At 40.7% G+C, this 22,886-nt stretch carries 21 protein-coding genes; 7 read left to right on the plus strand and 14 right to left on the minus strand.

Features of this window, described 5'->3' with window-relative positions; translation table 11 throughout:
* Positions 1 to 73: 73 nt before the first annotated feature.
* Positions 74 to 955, minus strand: coding sequence for a LysR family transcriptional regulator (locus ACSFVZ_RS05005; protein ID WP_138557590.1), 882 nt, complete (start codon positions 953 to 955; stop codon positions 74 to 76).
* A 110-nt stretch (positions 956 to 1,065) separates the two neighbouring features.
* On the opposite strand from ACSFVZ_RS05005, the gene ACSFVZ_RS05010 reads away from it, so the two are divergent.
* Both ACSFVZ_RS05010 and fghA read left to right on the plus strand, forming a co-directional pair.
* The gene (locus tag ACSFVZ_RS05010) at positions 1,066 to 2,187 is read left to right on the plus strand and encodes an S-(hydroxymethyl)glutathione dehydrogenase/class III alcohol dehydrogenase (RefSeq protein WP_138557591.1); all 1,122 of its coding nucleotides are present in this window, start codon (positions 1,066 to 1,068) and stop codon (positions 2,185 to 2,187) included.
* Between the two features lie 55 nt (positions 2,188 to 2,242).
* Positions 2,243 to 3,079: an S-formylglutathione hydrolase gene (gene fghA / locus ACSFVZ_RS05015; protein WP_138557592.1), complete on the plus strand. Its 837-nt coding sequence runs from the start codon at positions 2,243 to 2,245 to the stop codon at positions 3,077 to 3,079.
* A gap of 10 nt (positions 3,080 to 3,089) precedes the next feature.
* Here the strand turns inward: fghA and ACSFVZ_RS05020 are convergent, their stop codons facing one another.
* Complete coding sequence (locus ACSFVZ_RS05020; protein ID WP_138557593.1) at positions 3,090 to 3,398, minus strand: hypothetical protein; 309 nt, start codon at positions 3,396 to 3,398, stop codon at positions 3,090 to 3,092.
* A gap of 228 nt (positions 3,399 to 3,626) precedes the next feature.
* Positions 3,627 to 5,117, minus strand: a complete 1,491-nt coding sequence (locus tag ACSFVZ_RS05025; protein ID WP_249930215.1) for a BCCT family transporter — start codon at positions 5,115 to 5,117, stop codon at positions 3,627 to 3,629.
* Between the two features lie 227 nt (positions 5,118 to 5,344).
* Here ACSFVZ_RS05025 and ACSFVZ_RS05030 point away from each other — a divergent pair, with 227 nt between their 5' ends.
* Positions 5,345 to 5,761, plus strand: coding sequence for an MgtC/SapB family protein (locus ACSFVZ_RS05030; protein WP_135924881.1), 417 nt, complete (start codon positions 5,345 to 5,347; stop codon positions 5,759 to 5,761).
* Positions 5,762 to 5,765: 4 nt separating this feature from the next.
* Here ACSFVZ_RS05030 and ACSFVZ_RS05035 read toward each other — a convergent pair whose 3' ends face one another.
* Both ACSFVZ_RS05035 and ACSFVZ_RS05040 read right to left on the minus strand, forming a co-directional pair.
* Positions 5,766 to 6,842 carry an energy transducer TonB gene (locus ACSFVZ_RS05035; protein ID WP_138557594.1) on the minus strand — a complete coding sequence of 359 codons (1,077 nt, stop codon included), beginning with the start codon at positions 6,840 to 6,842 and terminating at the stop codon, positions 5,766 to 5,768.
* A 102-nt stretch (positions 6,843 to 6,944) separates the two neighbouring features.
* A complete protein-coding gene (locus ACSFVZ_RS05040) occupies positions 6,945 to 8,843 on the minus strand; it encodes a beta-ketoacyl synthase (RefSeq protein ID WP_435558252.1) in 1,899 nt (632 codons plus the stop codon).
* 91 nt (positions 8,844 to 8,934) lie between these two features.
* Here ACSFVZ_RS05040 and ACSFVZ_RS05045 point away from each other — a divergent pair, with 91 nt between their 5' ends.
* The 3 genes from ACSFVZ_RS05045 (at position 8,935) to ACSFVZ_RS05055 (ending at position 12,220) form a co-directional block, all read left to right on the plus strand.
* Positions 8,935 to 9,981, plus strand: coding sequence for a GlxA family transcriptional regulator (locus ACSFVZ_RS05045; RefSeq protein ID WP_138557596.1), 1,047 nt, complete (start codon positions 8,935 to 8,937; stop codon positions 9,979 to 9,981).
* 182 nt (positions 9,982 to 10,163) lie between these two features.
* Positions 10,164 to 11,300 carry a GAF domain-containing sensor histidine kinase gene (locus ACSFVZ_RS05050; protein WP_168246735.1) on the plus strand — a complete coding sequence of 379 codons (1,137 nt, stop codon included), beginning with the start codon at positions 10,164 to 10,166 and terminating at the stop codon, positions 11,298 to 11,300.
* A gap of 20 nt (positions 11,301 to 11,320) precedes the next feature.
* On the plus strand, positions 11,321 to 12,220 hold the full coding sequence (locus ACSFVZ_RS05055; protein ID WP_435558279.1) for a S41 family peptidase: 900 nt from the start codon (positions 11,321 to 11,323) through the stop codon (positions 12,218 to 12,220).
* Here ACSFVZ_RS05055 and ACSFVZ_RS05060 read toward each other — a convergent pair.
* From ACSFVZ_RS05060 to ACSFVZ_RS05100, 9 genes are all read right to left on the minus strand, one after another.
* The gene (locus tag ACSFVZ_RS05060; protein WP_435558254.1) at positions 12,197 to 12,640 is read right to left on the minus strand and encodes a GNAT family N-acetyltransferase; all 444 of its coding nucleotides are present in this window, start codon (positions 12,638 to 12,640) and stop codon (positions 12,197 to 12,199) included. The genes ACSFVZ_RS05055 and ACSFVZ_RS05060 overlap by 24 nt on opposite strands.
* 26 nt (positions 12,641 to 12,666) lie before the next feature.
* The gene (locus tag ACSFVZ_RS05065; RefSeq protein ID WP_138557599.1) at positions 12,667 to 13,161 is read right to left on the minus strand and encodes an MgtC/SapB family protein; all 495 of its coding nucleotides are present in this window, start codon (positions 13,159 to 13,161) and stop codon (positions 12,667 to 12,669) included.
* Positions 13,162 to 13,191: 30 nt separating this feature from the next.
* Complete coding sequence (locus ACSFVZ_RS05070; RefSeq protein WP_435558255.1) at positions 13,192 to 14,295, minus strand: peptidase C39 family protein; 1,104 nt, start codon at positions 14,293 to 14,295, stop codon at positions 13,192 to 13,194.
* A complete protein-coding gene (locus tag ACSFVZ_RS05075) occupies positions 14,295 to 15,689 on the minus strand; it encodes a RimK family ATP-grasp domain-containing protein (protein ID WP_138557601.1) in 1,395 nt (464 codons plus the stop codon). The genes ACSFVZ_RS05070 and ACSFVZ_RS05075 overlap by 1 nt, the downstream gene beginning before the upstream one ends.
* 242 nt (positions 15,690 to 15,931) lie before the next feature.
* Complete coding sequence (locus tag ACSFVZ_RS05080) at positions 15,932 to 16,408, minus strand: GreA/GreB family elongation factor (protein ID WP_138557602.1); 477 nt, start codon at positions 16,406 to 16,408, stop codon at positions 15,932 to 15,934.
* 76 nt (positions 16,409 to 16,484) lie between these two features.
* Positions 16,485 to 17,405, minus strand: a complete 921-nt coding sequence (secF, locus tag ACSFVZ_RS05085) for a protein translocase subunit SecF (protein WP_138557603.1) — start codon at positions 17,403 to 17,405, stop codon at positions 16,485 to 16,487.
* Positions 17,402 to 19,213: a protein translocase subunit SecD gene (gene secD / locus ACSFVZ_RS05090; protein WP_253038412.1), complete on the minus strand. Its 1,812-nt coding sequence runs from the start codon at positions 19,211 to 19,213 to the stop codon at positions 17,402 to 17,404. The genes secF and secD overlap by 4 nt, the downstream gene beginning before the upstream one ends.
* A gap of 73 nt (positions 19,214 to 19,286) precedes the next feature.
* Positions 19,287 to 19,658: a hypothetical protein gene (locus ACSFVZ_RS05095; RefSeq protein WP_138557605.1), complete on the minus strand. Its 372-nt coding sequence runs from the start codon at positions 19,656 to 19,658 to the stop codon at positions 19,287 to 19,289.
* A 207-nt stretch (positions 19,659 to 19,865) separates the two neighbouring features.
* Positions 19,866 to 20,912: an NAD(P)-dependent alcohol dehydrogenase gene (locus ACSFVZ_RS05100; RefSeq protein ID WP_138557606.1), complete on the minus strand. Its 1,047-nt coding sequence runs from the start codon at positions 20,910 to 20,912 to the stop codon at positions 19,866 to 19,868.
* A gap of 211 nt (positions 20,913 to 21,123) precedes the next feature.
* On the opposite strand from ACSFVZ_RS05100, the gene ACSFVZ_RS05105 reads away from it, so the two are divergent.
* Positions 21,124 to 22,866, plus strand: a complete 1,743-nt coding sequence (locus ACSFVZ_RS05105) for an ABCB family ABC transporter ATP-binding protein/permease (RefSeq protein ID WP_435558280.1) — start codon at positions 21,124 to 21,126, stop codon at positions 22,864 to 22,866.
* Positions 22,867 to 22,886 lie beyond the last annotated feature (20 nt).

Consider the following 22,886-nt stretch of genomic DNA (forward strand, 5'->3'; position numbering starts at 1 on the left):
TCCAAGGGCTAAATATGCGCTCATGTTAGCATAGATTTAGCCAGCATGGGATGCGCGAAATTGTAAAAAATAATTATAAATCTGATACTTGAACAGTAGCGACCAAATGGTCAAGTAATGCTTTTACATTGGTTGCTATAAATTGCCTAGGTGGGTACACCCCCCATACACCTTCAGGTGCAGGTGCAACATTCGAAAGTACAGCGGTCAACTTGCCATTGGCTAGGTGCTCATTGACATAATAATCCGGTAATTGCACGATGCCTAACCCTTTAATAGCTGCATCCACCAATGCCCAACCACTATTACATGCTAAACGCCCAGCCACTTTAATATGCTTATCTTGGCCCTGCTCTTTTACCCGCCAGTAGCTGTTATTACCGATGAGGCAATGGTGCTGACTTAATTCACTGACACTGTGCGGTTGCCCATAATTATTTATGTATTCGGGACTACAACATATAACCAGCCTGCGTTGGCTAATGCGCCGAGCTTTTAAAGATGAATCCTTTAGATGACCAAGCCGAATAGCTAAGTCATACCCTTCTTCTAATAGATTGACTTGCTCATTACTTAAATGACTGATTACTTCAATATCTGGGTGCTTTTGCATAAATGTATGCACCGCAGGCATTATGTAGCTTTCACCATACATGACAGGGGCTGTCAGCTTGATGCTGCCTTTAGGTGTCAGTTGCTGCTCGGCAAGCAGTGCCGTGGCATCATCCATAGCATGCTGTAACTGTTTTGTTTGATGCGCAAACACTTGCCCCTCTTGCGTTAGCACTACTTTACGGGTCGTTCGGGTTAGCAATTGTGTGTTTAATCGTTCTTCTAATTGACTCACATAACGGCTTACATGCGCCACTGACATACCCAGCAGTTTACTTGCTTTTGTAAAACTACCAGTTTCGGCTACCGCTAAAAATTCATCAATTCCGTGCCAACGATTCATTATTACCATACTGTAAAAGTGTTTTAATAAAACTAAGATTATCATTCATTGAGAAATAAATAAAATAGACTAAGTTTATTACTTACTTCCAACAACTATAAGGGAACGTTATGACTGATTTTATTAAATCAAAAGCGGCTATCGCTTGGGGTCCAAATCAACCACTCTCAATTGAAGAAGTGGATGTAATGATGCCTAAAAAAGGCGAAGTACTGGTAAAGATTGTTGCTACAGGTGTTTGTCATACCGATGCATTCACTTTGTCTGGTGAAGACCCTGAAGGTATTTTCCCAGCAATCCTTGGCCATGAAGGCGGCGGTATTGTTGAAGCTGTTGGTGAAGGCGTAACGCACGTTGAAGTAGGCGATCATGTTATACCTCTTTACACTGCTGAATGTGGCGAGTGTAAGATGTGTAAGTCTGGCAAAACAAACTTATGCTCTGCGGTACGTGAAACGCAAGGTAAAGGTTTAATGCCAGATGGCACAACGCGTTTCTATAAAGATGGTCAACCAATTTATCACTACATGGGTTGCTCTACTTTCTCTGAATACACTGTATTACCTGAGATTTCACTTGCTAAAGTGAGCAAAGAAGCACCTCTTGAAGAAATTTGTTTACTTGGTTGTGGTGTAACAACCGGCATGGGTGCTGTGACTAAAACAGCAAAAGTTCAAAAAGGTGATACTGTTGCTATTTTTGGCCTTGGTGGTATTGGTTTATCTGCCATCATTGGTGCAACTATGGCTGGCGCAAGCCGTATTATTGGTGTTGATATCAATACCAGCAAGTTCGAATTAGCTACTAAATTAGGCGCAACTGATTTAATTAATCCAAATGACTACGACAAACCAATCCAAGAAGTCATTGTTGAAATGACTGACGGCGGTGTTGATTTCTCATTTGAATGTATCGGCAACGTTAATGTTATGCGCTCTGCCCTTGAGTGTTGTCACAAAGGTTGGGGCGAATCAGTAATTATCGGTGTTGCAGGCGCAGGTCAAGAGATCTCTACCCGTCCATTCCAACTAGTAACAGGCCGTGTATGGCGTGGTAGCGCATTTGGTGGCGTTAAAGGTCGCTCTGAGCTACCAGAGATTGTTGAGCGCTATATGAATGGTGAGTTTGCGTTGAATGATTTCATCACACACACCATGAAACTAGAAGATATCAATGAAGCTTTCGACTTAATGCACGAAGGTAAGAGTATTCGCTCAGTTATTCATTATTAATCTTTTAATTTTGCGCTAGGTTACTACCTAGCGCTTTTGTTTCAAGGATGTGGTTATGCTAGAAAACATAAGCTCAACAAAAGTCAGCGGTGGCTGGCATAAACAATATACCCACCAAGCTAATAGTACACATTGTGCCATGCGCTTTGCGATATTTTTACCGCCTGGTGCCAGCGAAACGAATAAAGTACCTGTAATGTATTGGTTATCAGGTTTAACCTGCACTGATGAAAACTTTATGCAAAAAGCGGGAGCTTTTAAAAAAGCGGCTGAACTAGGTATTGCTATCGTCGCCCCAGATACTAGCCCGCGCGGTGATAATGTTCCTGACGACGAAAACTACGATTTTGGTCAAGGTGCAGGCTTTTATGTTAATGCAACCCAAGCACCTTATAATGTGCATTACAACATGTACGATTATGTTGTTGCTGAGTTACCAGCACTGATTGAGGCGCACTTCCCTGTTACTAACAAAAAAGCCATTGCCGGACACTCTATGGGTGGCCATGGCGCGCTAATGATTGCACTTAAAAACCCTAAGCAGTACGTTAGCGCTAGTGCTTTTAGCCCGATTGTGAACCCGATGAATTGCCCTTGGGGTGAAAAGGCGTTTAGCAATTACCTTGGCAGTGATAAAGCAAATTGGCTCGAATACGATAGCTGTGAATTAATGAAAAAAGCAATTGCTGACGATTATTTACCGATGCGTATTGATCAAGGTGAAGCCGATAACTTCTTAACTGAGCAACTCAAAACCGAGAACTTATTTGCTGTCGTGAACGAAAAAGATTACCCAGCTGAAATTAACATGCACGCTGGTTATGATCATAGTTACTTCTTTATCAGCAGCTTTATTGATGAACACCTAATGTTTCATCAAAAGTATTTGTAATAAGTAATGACTAGTGTGAGGTCTTTATTTCCTCACACTCTTTGATACTTTGACTGATTTGCCTGCAAACCAGTTGCGGTTCTTTGTCTTTCGGTTTTAATAAGCCAATCACAGCACTGTCAATTTCAAAACCTAGCTTTGCGAATGAGAAACCCTCGGGATCTTTTATTGTAGTCTTAGCATGATTTGCATTTGTATTTCCAAGCTTAGTTGATGGTGAGTTTTTTGCAGAACCATCAATAAAGGCTCCCGCCAAGGTACACCCCGTTAATTGATAAATTAGTGAGTAGATAACAAGTTTTGAGAAGTTAATCTTCATTGTTAAAGCTATCCATCATTGTAGGTCTTTTTTCGGTTCAGCTTTAACCACAACACATTCTTTTATGACATGGTTTATTTGACAACAATTAAGCATGGGTCCTCCAATACACTTAAGCTTATTTTATGAGCATAATAGCAAATGCTTAATTTTACTGTAAGAAATTGTAGTGATACCAACTCGCTTAATTAAGTGATCTACTTTGAGGTAATTGTTCTTGGGTTGGTATTAATCACAAATATCGCGAATAAACTCTTTTAAAAAACCAACCAGCTGCAATAAAAATATTAGTAAGAAAGGTAAAGCGCCTAAAATTGCAACGCTACGATTTAAGGGCTCATCTTGTAACAGTAATAATGAAAAGCTGCATATAAATAAAGCAAAACACCATGCGTAGAGGGTCACACGATTATTTTTAGCTCCAACAAGCTCTCTTATCACTAAAATTGCAGAGTCAGCTGAGGTTGCCACAAATACCAAGAGTAATAACAAACTTGACCAAATAAACACGGTCCCTTGCCAACCTAATTGATGAAAAAATACAAATAGGCCTTGGCTGTAATCTTGTCTAATTGCAGCTAAAATGCCTGCTTGATTGAGTCTATCCCATTCAATCGCTGCGCCTGAGAAAGTCGCAAACCAGATAATTGTGACTAAAGTTGGAATGCACACAACCGCCATAATAAATTGCCAAACCTTACGCCCCTGACTAATTTTGGCTAGGAACACGCCGACGAATGGCCCCCATGCTAACCACCAAAAGTAGTAATTATATGTCCAATGATTGGCCCAATCTGGTGTTTTTAATTGGCTATCAAATTGCCAAGTGCCGGTCGCAAGTAACTGTAAATAGTAGCCGGTTCCATCTAATGCAATTTTAATAATGGGCGCAATCGGCACCACTATTAGCAACCAAACGAGCAAACTAAATGCCAAAAGCACATTAAATATGCTCAGTGATTGCACACCGCGGCGTAAACCAAACTTAACCGACAGAGAATAAATAACTGCTAACAAACAAACGATTAAAGACCCAACTAATAATGTTGAAGTAACACCCAACTCGATCTCAACACCTTTACTGATCAGTAAAGTTGAATTTGCTATGGTCCCCACTACACCAAAAAATATCGAGAGCACCGCAGTTAATTTTACAATAAACGAGACTGTATATTTTGCAGATCTATCAAACCGATTGCCAAGTGCCGTTAAAACAGGAGCACATATATCTCCTGACTTACCACTGTACTGTGTTAAGCCACCAAGAACTAATGCAAAGACTGCATAAAGAGCCCAAGCATGAGCTCCCCAATTGACCAAGGTTAAAGCCAAGCTACTTGCTAGTCTGTCTGGGTATAAGCTTTGTTTAAGTGGTGGGTCAAGGGAGTGTAATGCAGGCTCTGCTACACCCCAAAAAACCAACCCTGAGCCCATTCCAGCAGCAAACAGCATAGCAAACCAACCAAAGTTTGAGTACTCGACAACAGCATGTTCGCCACCAACTTTGCGGCTTCCTAATGGACTTACGGCTAATATTATGATGGCAAACAATAAAAAATTGATCATCAAGAAAAAGCTACTACCTATCCACTTTAAAACCATTTGTACAAACGGTTGTACTTGCTCAGTGATAATGTCCGGCAATATAACAGCAATGAGAGCACCAAACATACACAGTGCAAGCGCGGTCTTTTCAAGAGGTGAGGTGGAATGTTTCAAAGTGAAGCCTATTTATTCAGCGTGATTAGCATACTGTTAGCATGGCTGAAATTCAAACAGCCAAAAGACTGAAAAAATGACATAGCAATGCGTAAAAAGCGCAAATTATACCAAGCCTTACTTTTTAAAACCCGGCTACATGTCCCTAGTTTCCTCATTTTATTAAATTTGTTGATCGGGTATTGAAATTGCAGCTCAGTCAAAATTAACATCGCAAGGAGCTAAGTATGGACTTTAATTTTGATTGGTATGAAATTCTCGATAATTTAATTCACTTAGGGATTGCCTATTTACTTGCCTTGCCCATGGCATTTGACCGTGAAAAAACCAGTAATGGCGCTGGTCTTCGAACTTTTCCGTTAGTAGCCGTTGCATCTTGTGGTTATGCATTAGTGGGCATGTCTGTATTAACAAGCTCTGAGGCTGAATCAAAAGTACTAGAAGGGATTATCACAGGTATTGGCTTTATCGGTGGCGGTGCCATTTTGAAGAACAAAAATTCAACTTATGGAACAGCCACAGCGGCCAGTATTTGGAATATGGGACTTATTGGCATAGCTGTGGCATTCAGTCGCTACGAAATTGCCTTTTTAATGGCATTAATTAATTTCGTAACGCTAAGGTATGTTAAACGCTTAAAGTAAACAGTTAACTAGCATCGTATTTAGAGTTTACGATGGCATATCCTGTTTGTTTAACTTTAATTTCAGCTGGGTTTGCAGATTTAACTAATAAACCGCAGCGTCTGCTTTGCTCATCAATGACATAGTTAACTAACTCACTGGCTTCAAGATCAATGACTTGATCAGCACAACGGATCTGTAATTTGGATACATCACTTGCGCCCTCTATCTTGATAGAACCGCGAGACAAAGATAAATAAGACAGCTTATCTTTTGAAACATTAATTTGTGAATTGATTTGCGGTGTGCGGGCTAACAAGTCATCAATTTGCTTAATTGTAGCAAGCTTGTTTTCTTCTGAGAATTCTTTACCTTCGATATTATCAAGTGCATAAATAGCATTGTAAGCGAGGTTAAAATCGCCCTTAAAGCTATACCACTGCAGAGCACTTTTAGCGACTAAATACTGAATATCTGTTGGTAATTTTGCTCGCAATAAATAGGCTATCGACAATTGCTCATCAAAGCCAAACCATTGCTGTTGGTAGTAATAAAATTGACTTTTTAACCAAGCAAATAACGCCTGCTCAGAGGTGTTTTTGGTGTGATCTTTATATAACTTAGCCAATGCCTGCTCAGCTTTTTTAAACTCTTTGGCTTGCAGCATTTTATTAATTTCATCGTATTCATTAATAAAACCACGGCTCGCTTTATCATTTGAGTAACCGTTAAAATATTTCCCTACTTCAAATGAAAATAGATACCCACCTTCAACTGTTTTACCCTCTTTAGTGGCTGGTGCAAACTCTAAATTAGTTAAATATTTCTCTGCGTTTTCTTCACTACCACGGGTATCGGAGGCCATGATCACTTCAATGTCTTTCGCTTTACCTTGTGTGTCAACTACATACGACATTAACGCCCACCCTTCTAATCGAGAGCCATTGTAGCTACCAGCAAAACGCGGATTTTGATTTTTAACGATATAGGCCGATGTAGCAGCTTGTACGTCAATACCTAAGTCATTAACGTCTCGTGCTAAAGTATGTGTTGGTAATCCGATTAGTGAACAAAGTACAGCAAATTTAGTAAGTTTGATCATGAGTAATTGCTCCAATTCCCTTAGATAGGAACATTTATAGCACTAAAAAAGGCGCTTTAAAAGCGCCTTGCTGTCAAGAATGTGCTTAAACATGTCTTGATCTTAAAACATATCCTGGTATGGGTTTGATTTTGTTAACAAAATCCTCTTATCAAAACCAGGGATTGTCATTGAATCTTCACAAATTTCAATGTCATTTTCGTCAATTAGTCCATCACCAAAACGATATATAAGGTCATAATGACCTAAATCAGCCTGTTTTTGGTAGTCAGCTTGGGCTTGTGCAACTTGAGTATGACGGTCTTGATATTGCGCCATAACCGCATCTCCATGACGCTTTGCTAGCATTTTTAATGTGATTGTTGGTGAAAGTACTGTTGCCGTTGCGTTATTACCACCAAATCCTTTAGAGTTAATAAATGCAATGTCCATTGCATCGCATTGGTAATGTTGAGTACGAATATCTAAATGCTCGCTATAAACGTCATCCGCCACTTTATCGATTGTCGTGATACCCGGCATAATATTATGACTGAACACACCTAACGCCATAGCTAACTGATCTCCACTAGCTGGCGCTATAGTATGACCCACATACGCCTTAGGTGCTGCAACCTTCCAATTATCAATCGCAAATGTCTGTGCTACTTTATGATAAATTAATGATTCTGTTACACGATTTTGTGGCGTGCTCGAGCCATGTGCCAAAATAAAGCTTCGTTTTTGTACCGCTTCTTGACCAACAATACTGCTCGCCAATGCAACAGATTTAGCCATTGTAATATAGTTACCAGGACCCGGCGCTGTGATTGATTTTTTAATACCATCTGCATTGACAAACACATCAGCAACGCTACCTAACACATCAGCACCTAACTCTAATGCCAGTGCATCATCCATTAAAATTGCAACCTGTGCACCTTCACCAATAGTAAAGCCACAGTTTTCACCGAATGGACGACTTGTGCGGCGATGATCAACCACATCAGTATTATCAAGACGCTTTAAACCTTCTTCATTTGCAAGTGCGCTCATATTACCAAAACCTTCAACGATTTCTGGCGTAATAGCACACTCAACAGACGCTACGATAGCTACTCGTGTACGACCCGCTTGAATATCGTTTACTGCGGCACGCAGGTTATATAAAAACGTGGCGCACGCGCCTGATGTGGTAAAAGTTGTACCCACATTACCTGTTACATAGGCATTGATAAAGTCAGTCGACATTGTGTTTAAGCCAAGTGCAAGCTGTTTAGTACTTACGCGATCGCCCTGTTGACGCGCACGTATCAATCCACCAAATCCCTCATCATCGACTTGACCTGCCACAGAAGCTGAGTATGTACCAATTTGATCAGGCTCAACACTGTTCATTACCTGCTGCCACGGCAGACCTGTTGAACGAATAGCATCGGTTGCGGCAAAGATAGTTGCTTGTAAGCCTCTTGGTTGATAACGGCTGTTATACATAGCTGAAGGTTCAAAACCTGTCGGTAATTGACCTGCCGCTTTAATTGGATTATCACGCGTGCTGTCATGCTTGATAGCAAGATCAGCACTAATAGTGACTTTCACTTTTTTATCACTAAGGTCTTCGACCTGCCAACTTGCTGGCACTGGAGATGGTAAATCACGACGGCGCGTTTCAAAAACAATCTGTTGTTCATCAGACGCTGTTAACGTCATTTTTTGCTGCCATGGCGTTGCATCTACATCGAAGTGGTTTTTTTCAATTTTACGAATAAGTGTGCCAGCTAAAATTTGCTCGCCAAATTGTGTTTCAATATCTGCTTCATTGACGGTATTACCATTTGCATCTTTTAAAACACCGTCTGTCAATGTAACTAAATTCATTAAAGTCGCTAAGCCTAAAAATGTCTCCTGACGGGCTTTTGCGTCCAAGCTGTCTAACACGATACGACGATAACCTTGATGAAAAGAAGTGCGGCCAGCGGCATTAATACCACCCATACCAACAATAACGGGTAATGCTGTCATAATTTACCTTGAGAAAACGTGTTACGATAATTCGCTTAAGTTTAAATGGATTACCAACGCTTCTTTATGCTTAAATAGCCAAATATTATGCATGAAATGCCAAAAACAACTGGTCGGAGCAATTAAAGTGACAAAACTTCAACAAACTAAAGCCACCGAAATCAGTATCTTGGTTTATCCCCATTTATTAATTACCAGCCTCACGCTACCAATTGAGATGTTGAGGGCTGGCGAAGCGTTTGCTAAAAGCCATCATCAGTCTCAACAGTTTTGCCCTCTAAATATCAACTTAGTAGCCAGTAACTTTGCGCCTATACCCAACAGAACGGGGCTGGCAATTATACCTGACTGTGAAACAGTCACCGCCCCTACAAGTGATTTAATAATTGTACCTGGCATCTGGCGTAATCCGCGTCCTGTCGTCAATAAACAAAAAAAATTAGTGCAATGGTTAAAGGATTCATGGCAGCAAGGAAGTCATATTATTGGTGTAGGCACAGGTAATTGTTTAGTTGCAGAAGCAGGATTACTGGATGGTCACCCTGCTACCACTCACTGGCATTACGCAGAACAATTTAAACGTGACTACCCTAAAGTCCAGCTCAAGCCTGACTTTTTCATCACGCAATCTGAGCGCATGTACACGGTTGCGAGTTTAAATGCGCTTGCCGATGTTATTGTGCATATTATTAGTCAATATTACGGCCGAGAAGCTGCACAACATGTTGAACGTAATTTTTCCCATGAAATCCGTAAGCCATATGAAGATCAACGTTATCTTGAGGGAGCTGTCGATAAGCATCCTGATGAACTCATTGCTCAAATACAATTTTGGTTGAAAAACAACCTAACATCAGATTTGTCTTTGCAAGAGATTGCAGCACAATTCAACCTAAGCTATCGCACCTTTACTCGACGCTTTCGCCAAGCCACCAGCCAAACCCCCATTGAATACTGGCAACAACTTCGCGTGCAAACAGCAAAAGAATTACTCGCCTCTTCAAACTTATCGATTCAAGAAGTCGCACTTGAAGTCGGGTATAACGACCAAGGTCATTTAACACGGGTATTTAAGAAAGTACTATCACAAACTCCTAGTGAATACAGAACAGTTGTGCGACGTAAGTTATTCGGATAACGAGTAAGATAAACTCAGAAATTTTTGAAAATATCATTTAAGTCAAGCATTAATTTGCCGAAATTAAATTTGTAACTAAGCTTTCAGATAGCAGTAATTTTTTCTCTGAGTCGGAAATAATGTATCAACCTGATTATAATGAATTAGTACAAAGTTGGAATAAAACCCTTGAGGTTTTAGCGATGTTTGCAAAAGTGCCCGTTGCTTTAATTATGAAAGTTGAAGACAACGTTATCAGTGTTTTTTCAAAAAATGATCATCTCGAAAATCCCTATAACATCGGTGATTGTGAAAGCTTAGATGGCTCTGGCCTATATTGCGAGCATGTCATAAAAACGCAAAAGCTATTATCAATATCTAACGCACTGGTTGATGAAAATTGGAAAGATAACCCTGATATAAAGTTAAATATGATTTCTTACTTGGGGTTACCTATATCAGCCGGCGATGCGACCCCTTTTGGTACGATATGTATTTTAGATAATAAACCGCATAGTTACAGTGAACCTGTTATTAAATTACTTGAAACCATCAAGCATAGTTTTGAAGCCCAACTAAAATTACTTCATCAGCAAAAACAAGCATTTGAACAACTACAGTTCGAGGAGTTGGCTACTCTAATAAGAGGGATTGCCCATGAACTCAACACCCCACTCGGTAATTGCATAACCGCAGTTGATGTGGCTAATTTATCAATTACTAACACGCACCAAAGTCTTGAAAATAAAAGTTTAGGCCAAAAAGCTCTATATAAGGCTCTTGAAACAATGGCTAATACTAATGAGTTATTAACACGGAACCTCACCACCTGTGCCCATAAAATACGTATTTTACAAGACTTGCTATACACAAAAGCTCAATCATCAAAGTCTCCCTTTAGCCTCAAACAGTTAGCTGATACATTAACTAACCATTTAACACAACCACTTAAAGATACGAATGCCAAGCTTGAGGTTAGTTACTCGCCTTCCAAGTCAGAATGTGAAATTGAAATAGATTTACTAAAACAAGTGCTGTTCATTTTGCTACAAAACTCTATGGAGCACGCATTTTTAGGCGTTGAAAAACCACGAATCAAAATTGATATGCAAGATTACAATGGTATATTGAAAATTCATTACACTGACAATGGCATCGGAATCGAAGATGATCAGATCAACGCTATTTTTACACCTTTCTATAAAGGAAAAAACAACCATACAGGAATGGGGTTAGGTCTTAGTATTGCTAAAAAAATTGTAACGCAGCAACTACAAGGTAATATCTCAGTAATAGATAGCAACGAGGGAGTACACTTTTTATTAAGCCTGCCAAAATAGTGAGTAGTAAATTGCAGAAAATGACTATTTTCAAATGGTGCCTTTTAGCCCATATTTCTTTTTGCAGTTTAACTTTATTTGCAGAACCAAATTATCAAGAAGTAAAACAGTTAATTGACCTACATTTTATCCATAAAACTGATTATGCTAATAAAGCAGCTTATCTCGAATATGGTAACTTAAACCTAAAATCACTCATAAAATCACTTAATGAGCCACACTCTTACCTAAAAGTTAAAGGTTTAAATACAACTTTCTTTAGTGCAAAAAAACGCTGTGTTAATAACAGTAAAATTAAGCTGAATTTTCAAAAAGGTAAACTTGCTTATCTAAAAATTTCCAGTATTGGCTCAACGACCACGAAAGAGAAATCTCAATATGTTAGTAATTCAATCAATAAGATAAGATCTCAAGATAACGAGAACTCTCGATACTGGATTATTGATTTAAGAAAAAATAGCGGCGGCAATATGTGGCCTATGTTACAAGCACTTTCCCCTTTTTTCGACGCTACACAGACATTAGGTGAATTCCATTTGTCATCTGGAAGCATTACTAGATTTGGTTTTAAAGATGGAATAGCCCATGAAAGCTCGCTACAAAAAATCAATTTCCAACCAGATACCTATCATTTAAAACATCAGCCTATTGGAATTTATGTTTTGATTGATTCTAGTGTCGCAAGTTCAGCTGAAGCTTTAGCAATTGGCCTATCATCGCTTGAAAATGTAACACTCGTTGGCGAGAAAACGTGTGGCTTAGCTACCGTCAATACTCCGTTTGAACTCAGTGACGGAAGTATTCTTGTTTTAACAACAGGCGAGATGGCCAATATTCATGGTCAAACGTTTAAAAATGGCATCACACCGAGTATGAGTAGTCTAGAGTTTAGTACGCTAATCAAAGACTTTGTAGAATAAAATTTTGCTAGCTTGTGGGCTGCCTCTGTCTTCATAACCCACTATTGCATAACTATTTTTAATCAGCATACTCAGCATTGCAGGAAAACGGTTCATCGACTTAACTTTAATAGCTCGGTAATTGTGCTCTTGAACCCATGTTTCTTGTGCGTTTAATAATGCCTGTGCGATCCCCTTTCCTCTGCACTTTGGCGCTACTGCGCCAAGCCAGCTATAGAAAGTATTTGAATCTAATGCATAACCGAGTTTGTAGGCCACAGGCTCATTATCGATAAAGGCTACTAAAATTAAATACTCAACACCTGCTATCCTTGCTTGTAATTTACCGAGCGTATTTCTACCATCAAACTCAGGGATTTGACTATCAACAAGTAACAAATCGTCTAAACTAGCAGGCTTTATCGTGTAACAAGGCTCCATGACTCACTCTAATCTATTATCTAACTTCACTTTTCTTTTCGATAATACAACTTTGAATAGCGTTTTACACGGGCATGCACGCCGCGACCTAAACTCTTAAATTTAGCTTCAAGTACATCTACACCATATAAAATACCTACTACTAGCACAGATAGTTTTATTGCAGCTAGTAAGTTGTTGGTGGCAATGACAACACCAATTGATGCTAATACCCAGATCGTTGCAGCGGATGTTACTCCGACAACCGCGCCATCTTTTGCAAGCATTACTCCGGCACCTAAAAAGCCAATACCGGTGATAATTTGCCCCACTACACGTGAATGGTCTATCACATCGCCATGTAACATAAATGCAGTAGCAAGAAATAAATAGGTACCCAACACAATGAGTGCTGAGGTACGTATACCAACAGGTTTGCCGCGTAATTGGCGCTCCATACCAATAATTGCGCCGCAAAAAGCGGCGCTACCAATTGCTGACCAAGAATAAGGGGCAATATCAAATAAACTACTCAGTGTCACTTTACTTCCAAATCAAACTAACAATCAAAATTATAAATAAAAGGCCATCGCAGTGCTGAGTCGTGATGAACCAAAACTCGCCATTTTGCTAAAATCGGCTTTGGCTATTGGCACATGCTGACAGTCAATCGCCAATTGCTTTTCGTTTTCACAGAATGGATCATGAACATACAAGCAGTGCTCATCAATATGGGTTACACACACCCAATGCGGTGATTTTTTTCCATCAAATCGATAGGTGCTGATCAATAACACCACCGCTTTACCCTCAGCAAGCCAATCTTCAATGGAGGCCAAGGTTAACTCTTGATACCTCACAGGCAGTTTTGCAGCGATTGCTTCAGCCACAAACTGATTGTGTACGGTATGCAAAATGGCTTTTTTCTTTTCGCTTCTCACCCCGTTAATAAACAAAGTATCACGGGTATTTAAAACAACATCAGCTTTAAAACCTCGCTTCATTGCCGCAAGTGCTAACCCTAGAGGATGGCAACCGCCATGCCCTGATGTCATGAAAATAGTCGTCGCTTCACGCCATATATCCAGCTCTTTGAGTTGGCTCATTGCGGTATCATTCAAGGATGACATTGCCATTAATAGCGCCGCAGGACCACAGGTAAACTCGGTTGTTTGCTGATACCAAGGCGTGTGTTTATCGGCATTAAATTCGATATTACGACGAATGTTTTTTTGCATTCGATGGGCATCACTATGGTCATCATAATAATCACTGTAATGACCAAATACCTGATAACCCACTTTTTCATATAAGCGAATTGCTGAATGGTTGTTTACCGCAACTTCTAAACGCATGTATAAACGGCCACGTTTAGCCGTTTCGTTTTCAAGCGCAAGCAGTATCTTTGAGGCAATGCCTTTGCCTTGCTGAGATTGTAAAACAGCCAGTGAATATAACCGAGCGAGGCGCGTCCCTTTGTGACACCACACTAAACCATAACCAACGAGTTGGTTATCTACCTCTGCCACCATCAGTAAACCATGCGTTGCGCTGATCCAGCGTTTTAAACTACGGCTACTTAACCTATCTTGACTAAAGCTTTGTTCTTCAATCGCTACAAGGGCCGCCAAATCCGTTGCCTGAGCAAAACGGATTTGGCAAACAGATGCGTTCATTAACCGCGGCCTCGTGCTTCTAGGCGTTGTTTAAACTCATCCATAATGATCATATAAAGCTCATCACCTAAATAAGCATCTTCGACTTTATGGTCGATACTCGGGTTGTCATTCACTTCTAACACGTATGCTTTACCTTGATGCTCTTTAACATCAACGCCATACAAACCTTTACCCACCGTTTTACAGGCTTTTAATGCTGCATCAAGTACCACTTTAGGTAGTTCAAATGTTGGCAAGGTTTCAAAACCACCTGAGAAAAAGCGTTTTGCATCATGGTTGTAAATTTGCCAGTGATTACGCGCCATTAAATAACGACATGCATAAATTGCACGGCCATTTAACACCCCGACACGCCAATCATATTCGGTGTACATATACTCTTGCGCTAGCACAAGTGCACTGAACTCAAACAGCTCAGTTAACTTAGCAACTAACTCATCACGATTAGCAACTTTAAATACACCTTTAGAGAAAGAGCCTTCTGGCATTTTTAATACCAGTGGGTAGCTAAAGTTTGCTTCTAAACTTTCAATTGTCTCTTCGTTTGTATCAGCCACAACATGAGTTTTTAAACTCGGCACTTTTTGATAATTAAAGGCATCGTGTAAATACACTTTATTACAACAACGCAATATTGACTCTGCATCATCAATGACCACTAAGCCTAAGCTTTGTGCTTTACTTGCTAAGCGATAAGTTGGATGGTCGATAGCCGTTGTTTGACGAATAAATAGCGCATCAAATTGTGCAATATTGGTAATTTCATCAAATGTCAGTGCTTGAGCATAAATACCATGTTTAGCGGCTGCTTTAATAAATTTAGCAATGGCATCTTTATCACTTGGCGGCACTTTTTCTTGGTGATCAACCAATATAGCCATATCCCAACGGTAACGACGTTTTTTATCGTGAATGCGCCACACAGACTCGGTAAAGCTACTGAGTTGTTTTACAAACTCTGTAAAGCCAGTGTCATCTAATGATGCAATTGTGCCTTGTTTTACAACACCTTGCTCATCACACACCAAAATAGGCGCAGGATATTGTGAGAATAATGCTTTGGTTGCTTTACTTTGCTGCTCTTTATCTGTGTGACCAAAAAAGACAGTGCCACCAGCGAGCTCTTTATGACGCGTGCTGTGCTCATCGCTACGGAGCGCATTAATTGTTTTTACACTCGGTAATACCTGATGCTTTCTCGCTTCAGCAAGCAAAGAACAATAATAACCTTTACTTAAATACTGCCCTGTATCACACAAGTTTAAAATGCGCGTTTTTGGCTCATTATGTTTTGGGTAATCACGTAAGTAGGTGTCAAAGGTAATGACATTTTCGAAATTTTGAGCAATACGTTGCTCATTGTTATCAACCACAATCAAGGTTTTAAACACGACTTTTCCTAAATTAAGTCTTATGAAAAAAATGAAAACACCCAACCAATTAAGTGAACGCATGAGGCTAAACTTCACTTAACTAGATGGGTGCTTGGAATACCAATTCACAATAATTGTGTAATTAAGCGTATTGGTATAAGCATTAAGCTTGATGTGATTTATAGAGGGTTTTTAGCTTTGTGACCAACGAGTTATTTTTTACCTTAAGATGAAATTTATTGATTAATAAATTTTCTAGATCAGAGTATTTCAGTAATGTTGTAAAACTGCTTATTTCCTGCAATAGTCAGTGTTACTTCATCATTAATTTGCTTGCCAATCAGTTGCTTACCTAACGGCGCTTCTCGGGTTACAACATAAATCGGTTGCTCTTTTACGGTGACCACTAAGCCACCAGCACTTGGACCCATAAAGAACCACTTTGCGTTATCTTGCTCATCGATAAGACACACTAATGCACCTTCACGAACCTTATTAAATTCGCTTTCTTTAAACACCGTATTGAATGCCTGAATATCACGGTAGCACTCATTAACTCGCTCAGCTTGCCCTTGCGCTAAGTATGCAGCCTCTAAACCCAAGGTATCGTATTGAGTTTCAGCAACACTTTCTTCGTGAGTTGCTGCATCATGGGCCGCTTTTGCCGCTTCTTTAGCGTTTTGCAGTTGTGCCTCAAGCGCAAAGCGTAAATGTTCAATTACGTGTGTTTTATTCATATCAAAGCAGTTAAAACAGAAAAGCCGCTATTCTATGGAAAAATAGCGGCTGATGAAAGTAAGTTATAAAACTGACTTACGGCATCTCCATATAGGCTTTGGTTTTATCATCCAGTGTTTGGGTGTAATTTTCTGAACTTAACCCCAATAACTGCGGCAAGGTCGCGGCGATACAAATCGATGAGAATGTCCCCACCACAATGCCCACAAATAACGCGATAGCAAAACCCGTTAATGCAGCCCCTGCAAGCAGCCAAATACAGGCAATGGTCGCAAGTGTTGTGCCTGAGGTGATCAATGTACGCGTTAACGTAGAGCCAATTGCATCATTAATCACAACATGGGTATTTATGCGTTGATTGTCTGGCTGAATACGTAAAAGCTCTCTGACTCTGTCGCCAACAATAATTGAGTCATTTAATGAATAACCAATAATAGCCAGTAAACTCGCCAGCACGGTTAAATTAAACTCAAGCCCTAGCAAAGAAAACAAACCAAGCACTAAAGTTAAATCATGTAACAGTGCAACCACTGAACCTACTGCGAGTCGCCATTCAAAGCGCACGGCAAGATAAACCATAATTGCAATCAGCGCTGCAAATAAAGCTAAACAGCCCTGTTCAAAAAGCTCATCACCCACTTGTGAGCCTAAAAATGAGCTAGATAATACGCTATAGTCGACGCCTTGTTCATTCAGCTCTGCTTGCCAAGTACTGGCTTTACTCACCTCTGGCGCTTCTCTTAAAACAAAGTGATATTCACCCGCTTTAGTGATGGTTAATTTGCTCGCAGCCTCAGAGCTTAACTTTGCTTTTAAATCAGTAATTGTGGTGACTGACGTTGTATTAATTTCAGTAATGTAGCCACCTGTAAAATCAAGGCCAAAGTTAAGCCCCTTAACAGATAAAACACCCAAGCTCGCGATGACTAAAATACAACTTAGCAATAGCCCTAAAACGCGCGCTTTACTCGCGGCAGTTAAAGTAGACCAACTCATGCTTTTGCCCCCGTTAAATTGGTTAGTTTAATGTACAGTGTTTGGCTAAGCGCTTTTGAAATGTAAACGCCAGTAAATACGCTAGTTAATAGGCCGAGCGCTAACGTGATGGCAAAGCCTTTCACAGGCCCATAACCTATGGCATATAAAATAATCGCCGTGATCATGGTTGTTACATTGGCATCAAAAATGGTCGTAAATGCTTGGTTATAACCTTGCTCAATCGCTTGATATGTAGGTCGACCCTTGCGTTTCTCTTCTTTTATTCGCTCAAAGATAATCACATTCGTATCAACAGCCATACCTATCGTCAGAACAAGACCTGCAATGCCCGGTAAGGTCAGTACAACGCCCGGCAATAACGACATTAAACCAACTAAAGCAGTTAAATTTAGTAGCAAAGCAATATTGGCAATCAGCCCTAAGCGACGATACCAAAGCGCCATAAATGCAAGGGTAATACCGATACCCAGCATTAACGCAGCTAAGCCATGCTCAATGTTTTCACTGCCTAAGCTTGGGCCTATGGTTTGCTCTTGTACAATGGTCACTGGTGCTGTGAGCGACCCTGCACGTAATAGAAGCGCTAAATCGTAAGCAGCTTGTGGGCTTTTCATATTGGTAATGCTAAAACGAGAGCTTAAGTGCTGAGCAATGTTTGCCACATTGATCACTTCGCTTTTTTTCACAACTTCGCCATTTTCACCCCGTGAGTATTCAGAATACACAGTGGCCATTGGCTTACCAATGTTGTGCTTCGAAAAAGCAGACATCGCATCACCACCTTGCGAGTCTAAACTGAGCTGAACTAAAGGCTTGCCCCACTCATCTTTACCAACACTGGCATTATTGATGTGATCACCTGAAAAAATCGCTATAGGATTTAAATTAACAACGCCACCGCCTTGCACATTAAACGCTTTACCACCTACTTCGACGACCTGATAAAAATCGAGGGTCGCTGTTGCACCAATAATACGCTTAGCTTCAGATGGGTCTTGCACACCGGGTAACTCGATGCGAATGCGCTGCTTACCTTGTCGTTGCGTTACCGCTTCTGTGATGCCAAGCTCTTCAATACGACCACGCAGGGTTGTTAAGCTTTGCGCCATAACTTGTTTATTGAATTCGCTTTGGCTTTGCTCATTAAAATGCAGTAATACCGTGGTTAGGTTATTAGTGGTTGATTTAGTTTGCATCAGGCCTTTGAATTGACCTTGTAACGTTGAGACGAGCCCTGCGAGTTGCTCCTCGGAGCTTGGTAAAATTTGTAGCTCAACCCCTCCTTTTACTTCACTTGCCCGAATACCACGAATTTTATCTTTACGAAGCGCCAATTTAGTTTGTTGATACACACTGCTTAAGTGCTCTTGCATTGCTTTATCTAAGTCAACATCAAGCACAAATAACACCCCACCATTTAAGTCGAGTCCTAACTTAATTGGTGAAAGACCAAGCTGCTGAAGCCACTGTGGGCTTGTCGCATGCTCAACAATTTTAGCGTCTAACTGTGGATATTGTGTTTTGATAAAACTCAGCGCATTGGCACTTTGGGTTGGCTCGCTTAATAAAATAGCCAGTTGTGCTTGGCTATCATTGGCTTCAGTCACTTCAAAACCATGTTGGTTTAGAGAAGTTGTCACACTTTGCAGCGTCACAGTTTGATCTGGCAAGCTAATGTGCAACCAAGATTTATTAGGATAAAGATTAGGTAATGCGCTTACCGCTAGTAAAATACACGCCGCTATCATAGCGACATAACTCATTTTTAGACGACGCCATAGCGCCGGCTTTGATTTATGTGACATACATGACTTCCTTCCGGCATTGTCAGCCGGTAAAAATTAACTCCAAAAATACAAAAGTAACGAAGGAAGTCGTTTAGTTATGGTAGGTCGTGTTGGCTTTGTACAAAAGATTAGCGTCTTTCCAGCCACTAATGCGGGATTTACGCTGGGTTGCTAAGGCAAACCATGGGATCTCACGCACAGCCCCTGGCGGCGCTAGAAAGTGCTCTTTCCCCCAATCTTCAGCAAAGAATTCTATTAATAGCTCGTAATCAGGGTCAACCTGACTATGATAAAGAAACAATGATGAATTACTGGCAGTTAAACGCGGCACAAGGGTATCAAACCCCGATGGTTCTACCGGTTTGTGGTGTTCTGCTGTATGAGTTTGGGAAATAACTGGGGTTTTAGTCAGCTCGACTTGGAACAATTTAGTCGCAGCAAAGTGTGAGTGAGTATCAGGCATAGCCATGCTCTGTGCACTAAAGAACACAGTAAATAGCAAGATAATGACTGAGAAAAACCGTAACAAGAACTGACCAATAAATTAAGCGGATAACATGGCTATAATGAGGGTAAAAAAATAAAACACAAGGTATTACTTAAATAAAAATAACTAAAATAAAAGCGAGCCCATTTTGGCCCGCTTAGTAATTTAACTTTATTAAACGAGTTAAACCTCTAATGATGACATGTCGATAACAAAGCGTGAGGCCATATCACCTTGCTTTAATTTATCGAATGCGTCATTAATTTGCTCCATTTTGATCATTTCAACTTCAGGCAAAATATTATGTAGTGCACAGAAGTCGAGGATTTCTTGAGTTTGCGCAATACCGCCAATCAATGAGCCTGCAACACGGCGACGCCCCATTAATAACGGCACTGAATTAGACTCAGCAAGCGCACCTACTTGACCAACCAATACTTGAGTCCCATCAATATCTAAAAGCGGGATATACGGCGTAAAGTCGTGTTTTACCGGAATGGTATTAATGATCACATCAAATTGATTAGCATGCGCTTGCATGGCAGCTTCATCGCTTGATACCAATAAATCTTTTGCGCCATAAGATAAAACCTGCTGTTTTTTCTTATCACTACGGCTAATTGCCGTAACATGTGCGCCCATTGCAGCTGCGATTTTAATCGCCATGTGGCCTAAACCACCTAAACCAATCACACCAACACGGCTACCTGGGCCGACATTCCAGGTACGTAATGGCGAATACGTTGTGATACCCGCACATAAAATTGGTGCACATTTAGCAAGGTCTAAGCCTTCAGGCACGCTCAGTACAAATTCTTCACGCACCACAATGTGTTTTGAATAGCCACCTTGAGTGAGTTCACCGCTAATGCGATCTTGTCCTGAGTAAGTCCCTACCATACCTTCACGACAAAACTGCTCTTCACCGTGATGACATTGGTCACAGCTTAAACAGCTATCAACCATACAACCTACAGCAACATTATCGCCCACTTTGTATTTAGTAACGCCGCTGCCTACTTCAAGGACGCGACCAACGATTTCATGGCCTGGCACGACTGGGTATTGAGTCCAGCCCCAGTCGTTTTCTGCGGTGTGCAAGTCTGAATGGCACACGCCACAATAAAGAATTTCAATTGATACATCTTCATCACGAAGTGCACGGCGTTCAAAATGATACGGCTCTAATGGTTTTTCAGAATCATGTGCTGCATAACCGACGGTTTTCATGCTTACTCCTTAATTTTCTTCGTGTTTAACTCATGCAATTAACAAATTTGCTAATGCGCTGGTGTATACTGCACTCAGTATAGAGGTAAATTTGCAAAATACACTTGCCTAAAACACGAAAGCTTTTGCCTATTTTTATCAAATTGATTTTTAAGAGACCCCAATGCGTGGAATGAGCCGCAAAGAACAGGTGACGAGATCGCCTGATGCAATGAACCTATCACAAAGCATCAAAACACTCTGGCCCTATTTAATGACCTTTAAAGGCCGCGTTATTTTAGCCGTAATGGCGCTTATTGCAGCAAAGGGCGCCACATTGCTGATGCCTTGGGCACTAAAAGAAATAATTGAAGCGGTTGATGCGAGTATCAACCCGTTATTAAGCGTTCCTGTTGCCTTGCTCATCGCTTATGGTTTGCTGCGCTTTGCCAGTGTGTTTTTTGGTGAAGTACGCGATGCATTATTTGGCCGAGTTACAGAGCACGCAATGCGCCATATTGGCTTAAAAGTATTTAAACACTTGCATAGTTTAGAGCTTGCCTTTCATCTTGACAGGCAAACAGGTGGAATTAGTCGCGATATAGAGCGTGGTACAAGTGGCCTTAGATTTTTAATGCGCTTTTTGATGTTTAATATCGTACCAACCTTATTTGAAATAATCACAGTAGCGATTATTTTTGCGACCTTATTTTCGCCGTGGTTTGCACTAGTCACCGTTATCGCGGTCGCTATTTACATTGCTTTCACTGTGATAGTAACTCAGTGGCGTAACCGGTTTATTCGTGAAGCAAATACTGCCGATAACAACTCTAATACCCGTGCTATCGACAGCTTACTAAATTACGAAACCGTTAAGTACTTTAACAATGAACAATATGAAGCGAGCACCTACGACAGCTTTTTAGCTAAATGGGAGCAAGCAAGGCTAAAAAATCGTTTATCATTACTGGCGCTTAATTCAGGGCAGGCACTTATAATCGCCGCGGCTATTACAGCGCTAATGTGGCTAGGTGCCAGTTCAGTGGTCAATAAAGAGCTGACAATAGGTGAGCTTGTGATGATCAATGCCTACATGATCCAGCTATTTTTACCACTTAACTTTTTAGGTTTTGTTTATCGTGAGATACGCCGTGCGCTGACTGACCTTGAAAACATGCTCGGGCTATTAAATCGAAAAGCCGCCATTAGCGATGACAAAGATGCAAAACAATTAAAAGCAACCAAAGCAGCTATCCGATTTGAAAATGTCTCTTTTAGTTACGACAAACAACGGCCAATTTTAAATAACTTAAGCTTTGAGGTTACTTCTGGCAGCAAGGTGGCCATTGTGGGTGCCAGTGGCGCAGGTAAAAGCACTCTAAGCCGCCTACTCTACCGCTTTTATGATGTGGATGCGGGCAAAATTTACATCGATGAGCAAGCAATCAACACAGTTACACTTGAGAGCTTGCGCCAAGCTATTGCCATCGTACCGCAAGATACCGTGCTATTTAATACCAGCATTCGCGAAAACATCGCCTACGGAAACCCAACTGCAAGCGAAGATGAAATTGATAAAGCCATAAGCCTTGCCCATTTAGATGGGTTTATTGCCAGCCTAGACAAAGGCGATAAAACCCTTGTTGGTGAGCGCGGTTTAAAAGTGTCGGGCGGTGAAAAGCAGCGCATTGCAATCGCCAGAGCCATTTTAAAAGGTTCACCGATTTTATTATTTGATGAAGCAACATCGGCGCTAGATTCGCATTCAGAGCAAGCCATTCTCAGTGCGATGCGTGAAGTCGCACAAAGGCACACCAGCTTAGTGATTGCACATCGTTTATCAACAATTACTGACGCAGACAAAATTATTGTGATGAAACAAGGACAGGTTGTTGAACAAGGTCAGCACCAACAGCTACTTGCTGCGAATGGTGAATACGCTCGAATGTGGCAGTTGCAGCAAAGCGATGAATAAACACTGTTAACTAGTGGGTT

Origin of the sequence: Pseudoalteromonas nanhaiensis, assembly GCF_051235485.1 — a bacterium.
Taxonomy (GTDB): Bacteria; Pseudomonadota; Gammaproteobacteria; order Enterobacterales; family Alteromonadaceae; genus Pseudoalteromonas; species Pseudoalteromonas lipolytica_C.

Bases quoted from the DNA above. Each gene is read 5' to 3' on its own strand.
- ACSFVZ_RS05005 (WP_138557590.1), bottom strand. From the start codon at position 955: ATGAATCGTTGGCACGGAATTGATGAATTTTTAGCGGTAGCCGAAACT.
- ACSFVZ_RS05010 (WP_138557591.1), top strand. From the start codon at position 1,066: ATGACTGATTTTATTAAATCAAAAGCGGCTATCGCTTGGGGTCCAAAT.
- fghA (WP_138557592.1), top strand. From the start codon at position 2,243: ATGCTAGAAAACATAAGCTCAACAAAAGTCAGCGGTGGCTGGCATAAA.
- ACSFVZ_RS05020 (WP_138557593.1), bottom strand. From the start codon at position 3,398: ATGAAGATTAACTTCTCAAAACTTGTTATCTACTCACTAATTTATCAA.
- ACSFVZ_RS05030 (WP_135924881.1), top strand. From the start codon at position 5,345: ATGGACTTTAATTTTGATTGGTATGAAATTCTCGATAATTTAATTCAC.
- ACSFVZ_RS05035 (WP_138557594.1), bottom strand. From the start codon at position 6,842: ATGATCAAACTTACTAAATTTGCTGTACTTTGTTCACTAATCGGATTA.
- ACSFVZ_RS05040 (WP_435558252.1), bottom strand. From the start codon at position 8,843: ATGACAGCATTACCCGTTATTGTTGGTATGGGTGGTATTAATGCCGCT.
- ACSFVZ_RS05045 (WP_138557596.1), top strand. From the start codon at position 8,935: ATGAAATGCCAAAAACAACTGGTCGGAGCAATTAAAGTGACAAAACTT.
- ACSFVZ_RS05050 (WP_168246735.1), top strand. From the start codon at position 10,164: ATGTTTGCAAAAGTGCCCGTTGCTTTAATTATGAAAGTTGAAGACAAC.
- ACSFVZ_RS05055 (WP_435558279.1), top strand. From the start codon at position 11,321: ATGACTATTTTCAAATGGTGCCTTTTAGCCCATATTTCTTTTTGCAGT.
- ACSFVZ_RS05060 (WP_435558254.1), bottom strand. From the start codon at position 12,640: ATGGAGCCTTGTTACACGATAAAGCCTGCTAGTTTAGACGATTTGTTA.
- ACSFVZ_RS05070 (WP_435558255.1), bottom strand. From the start codon at position 14,295: ATGAACGCATCTGTTTGCCAAATCCGTTTTGCTCAGGCAACGGATTTG.
- ACSFVZ_RS05080 (WP_138557602.1), bottom strand. From the start codon at position 16,408: ATGAATAAAACACACGTAATTGAACATTTACGCTTTGCGCTTGAGGCA.
- secF (WP_138557603.1), bottom strand. From the start codon at position 17,405: ATGAGTTGGTCTACTTTAACTGCCGCGAGTAAAGCGCGCGTTTTAGGG.
- secD (WP_253038412.1), bottom strand. From the start codon at position 19,213: ATGTCACATAAATCAAAGCCGGCGCTATGGCGTCGTCTAAAAATGAGT.
- ACSFVZ_RS05095 (WP_138557605.1), bottom strand. From the start codon at position 19,658: ATGCCTGATACTCACTCACACTTTGCTGCGACTAAATTGTTCCAAGTC.
- ACSFVZ_RS05100 (WP_138557606.1), bottom strand. From the start codon at position 20,912: ATGAAAACCGTCGGTTATGCAGCACATGATTCTGAAAAACCATTAGAG.
- ACSFVZ_RS05105 (WP_435558280.1), top strand. From the start codon at position 21,124: ATGAACCTATCACAAAGCATCAAAACACTCTGGCCCTATTTAATGACC.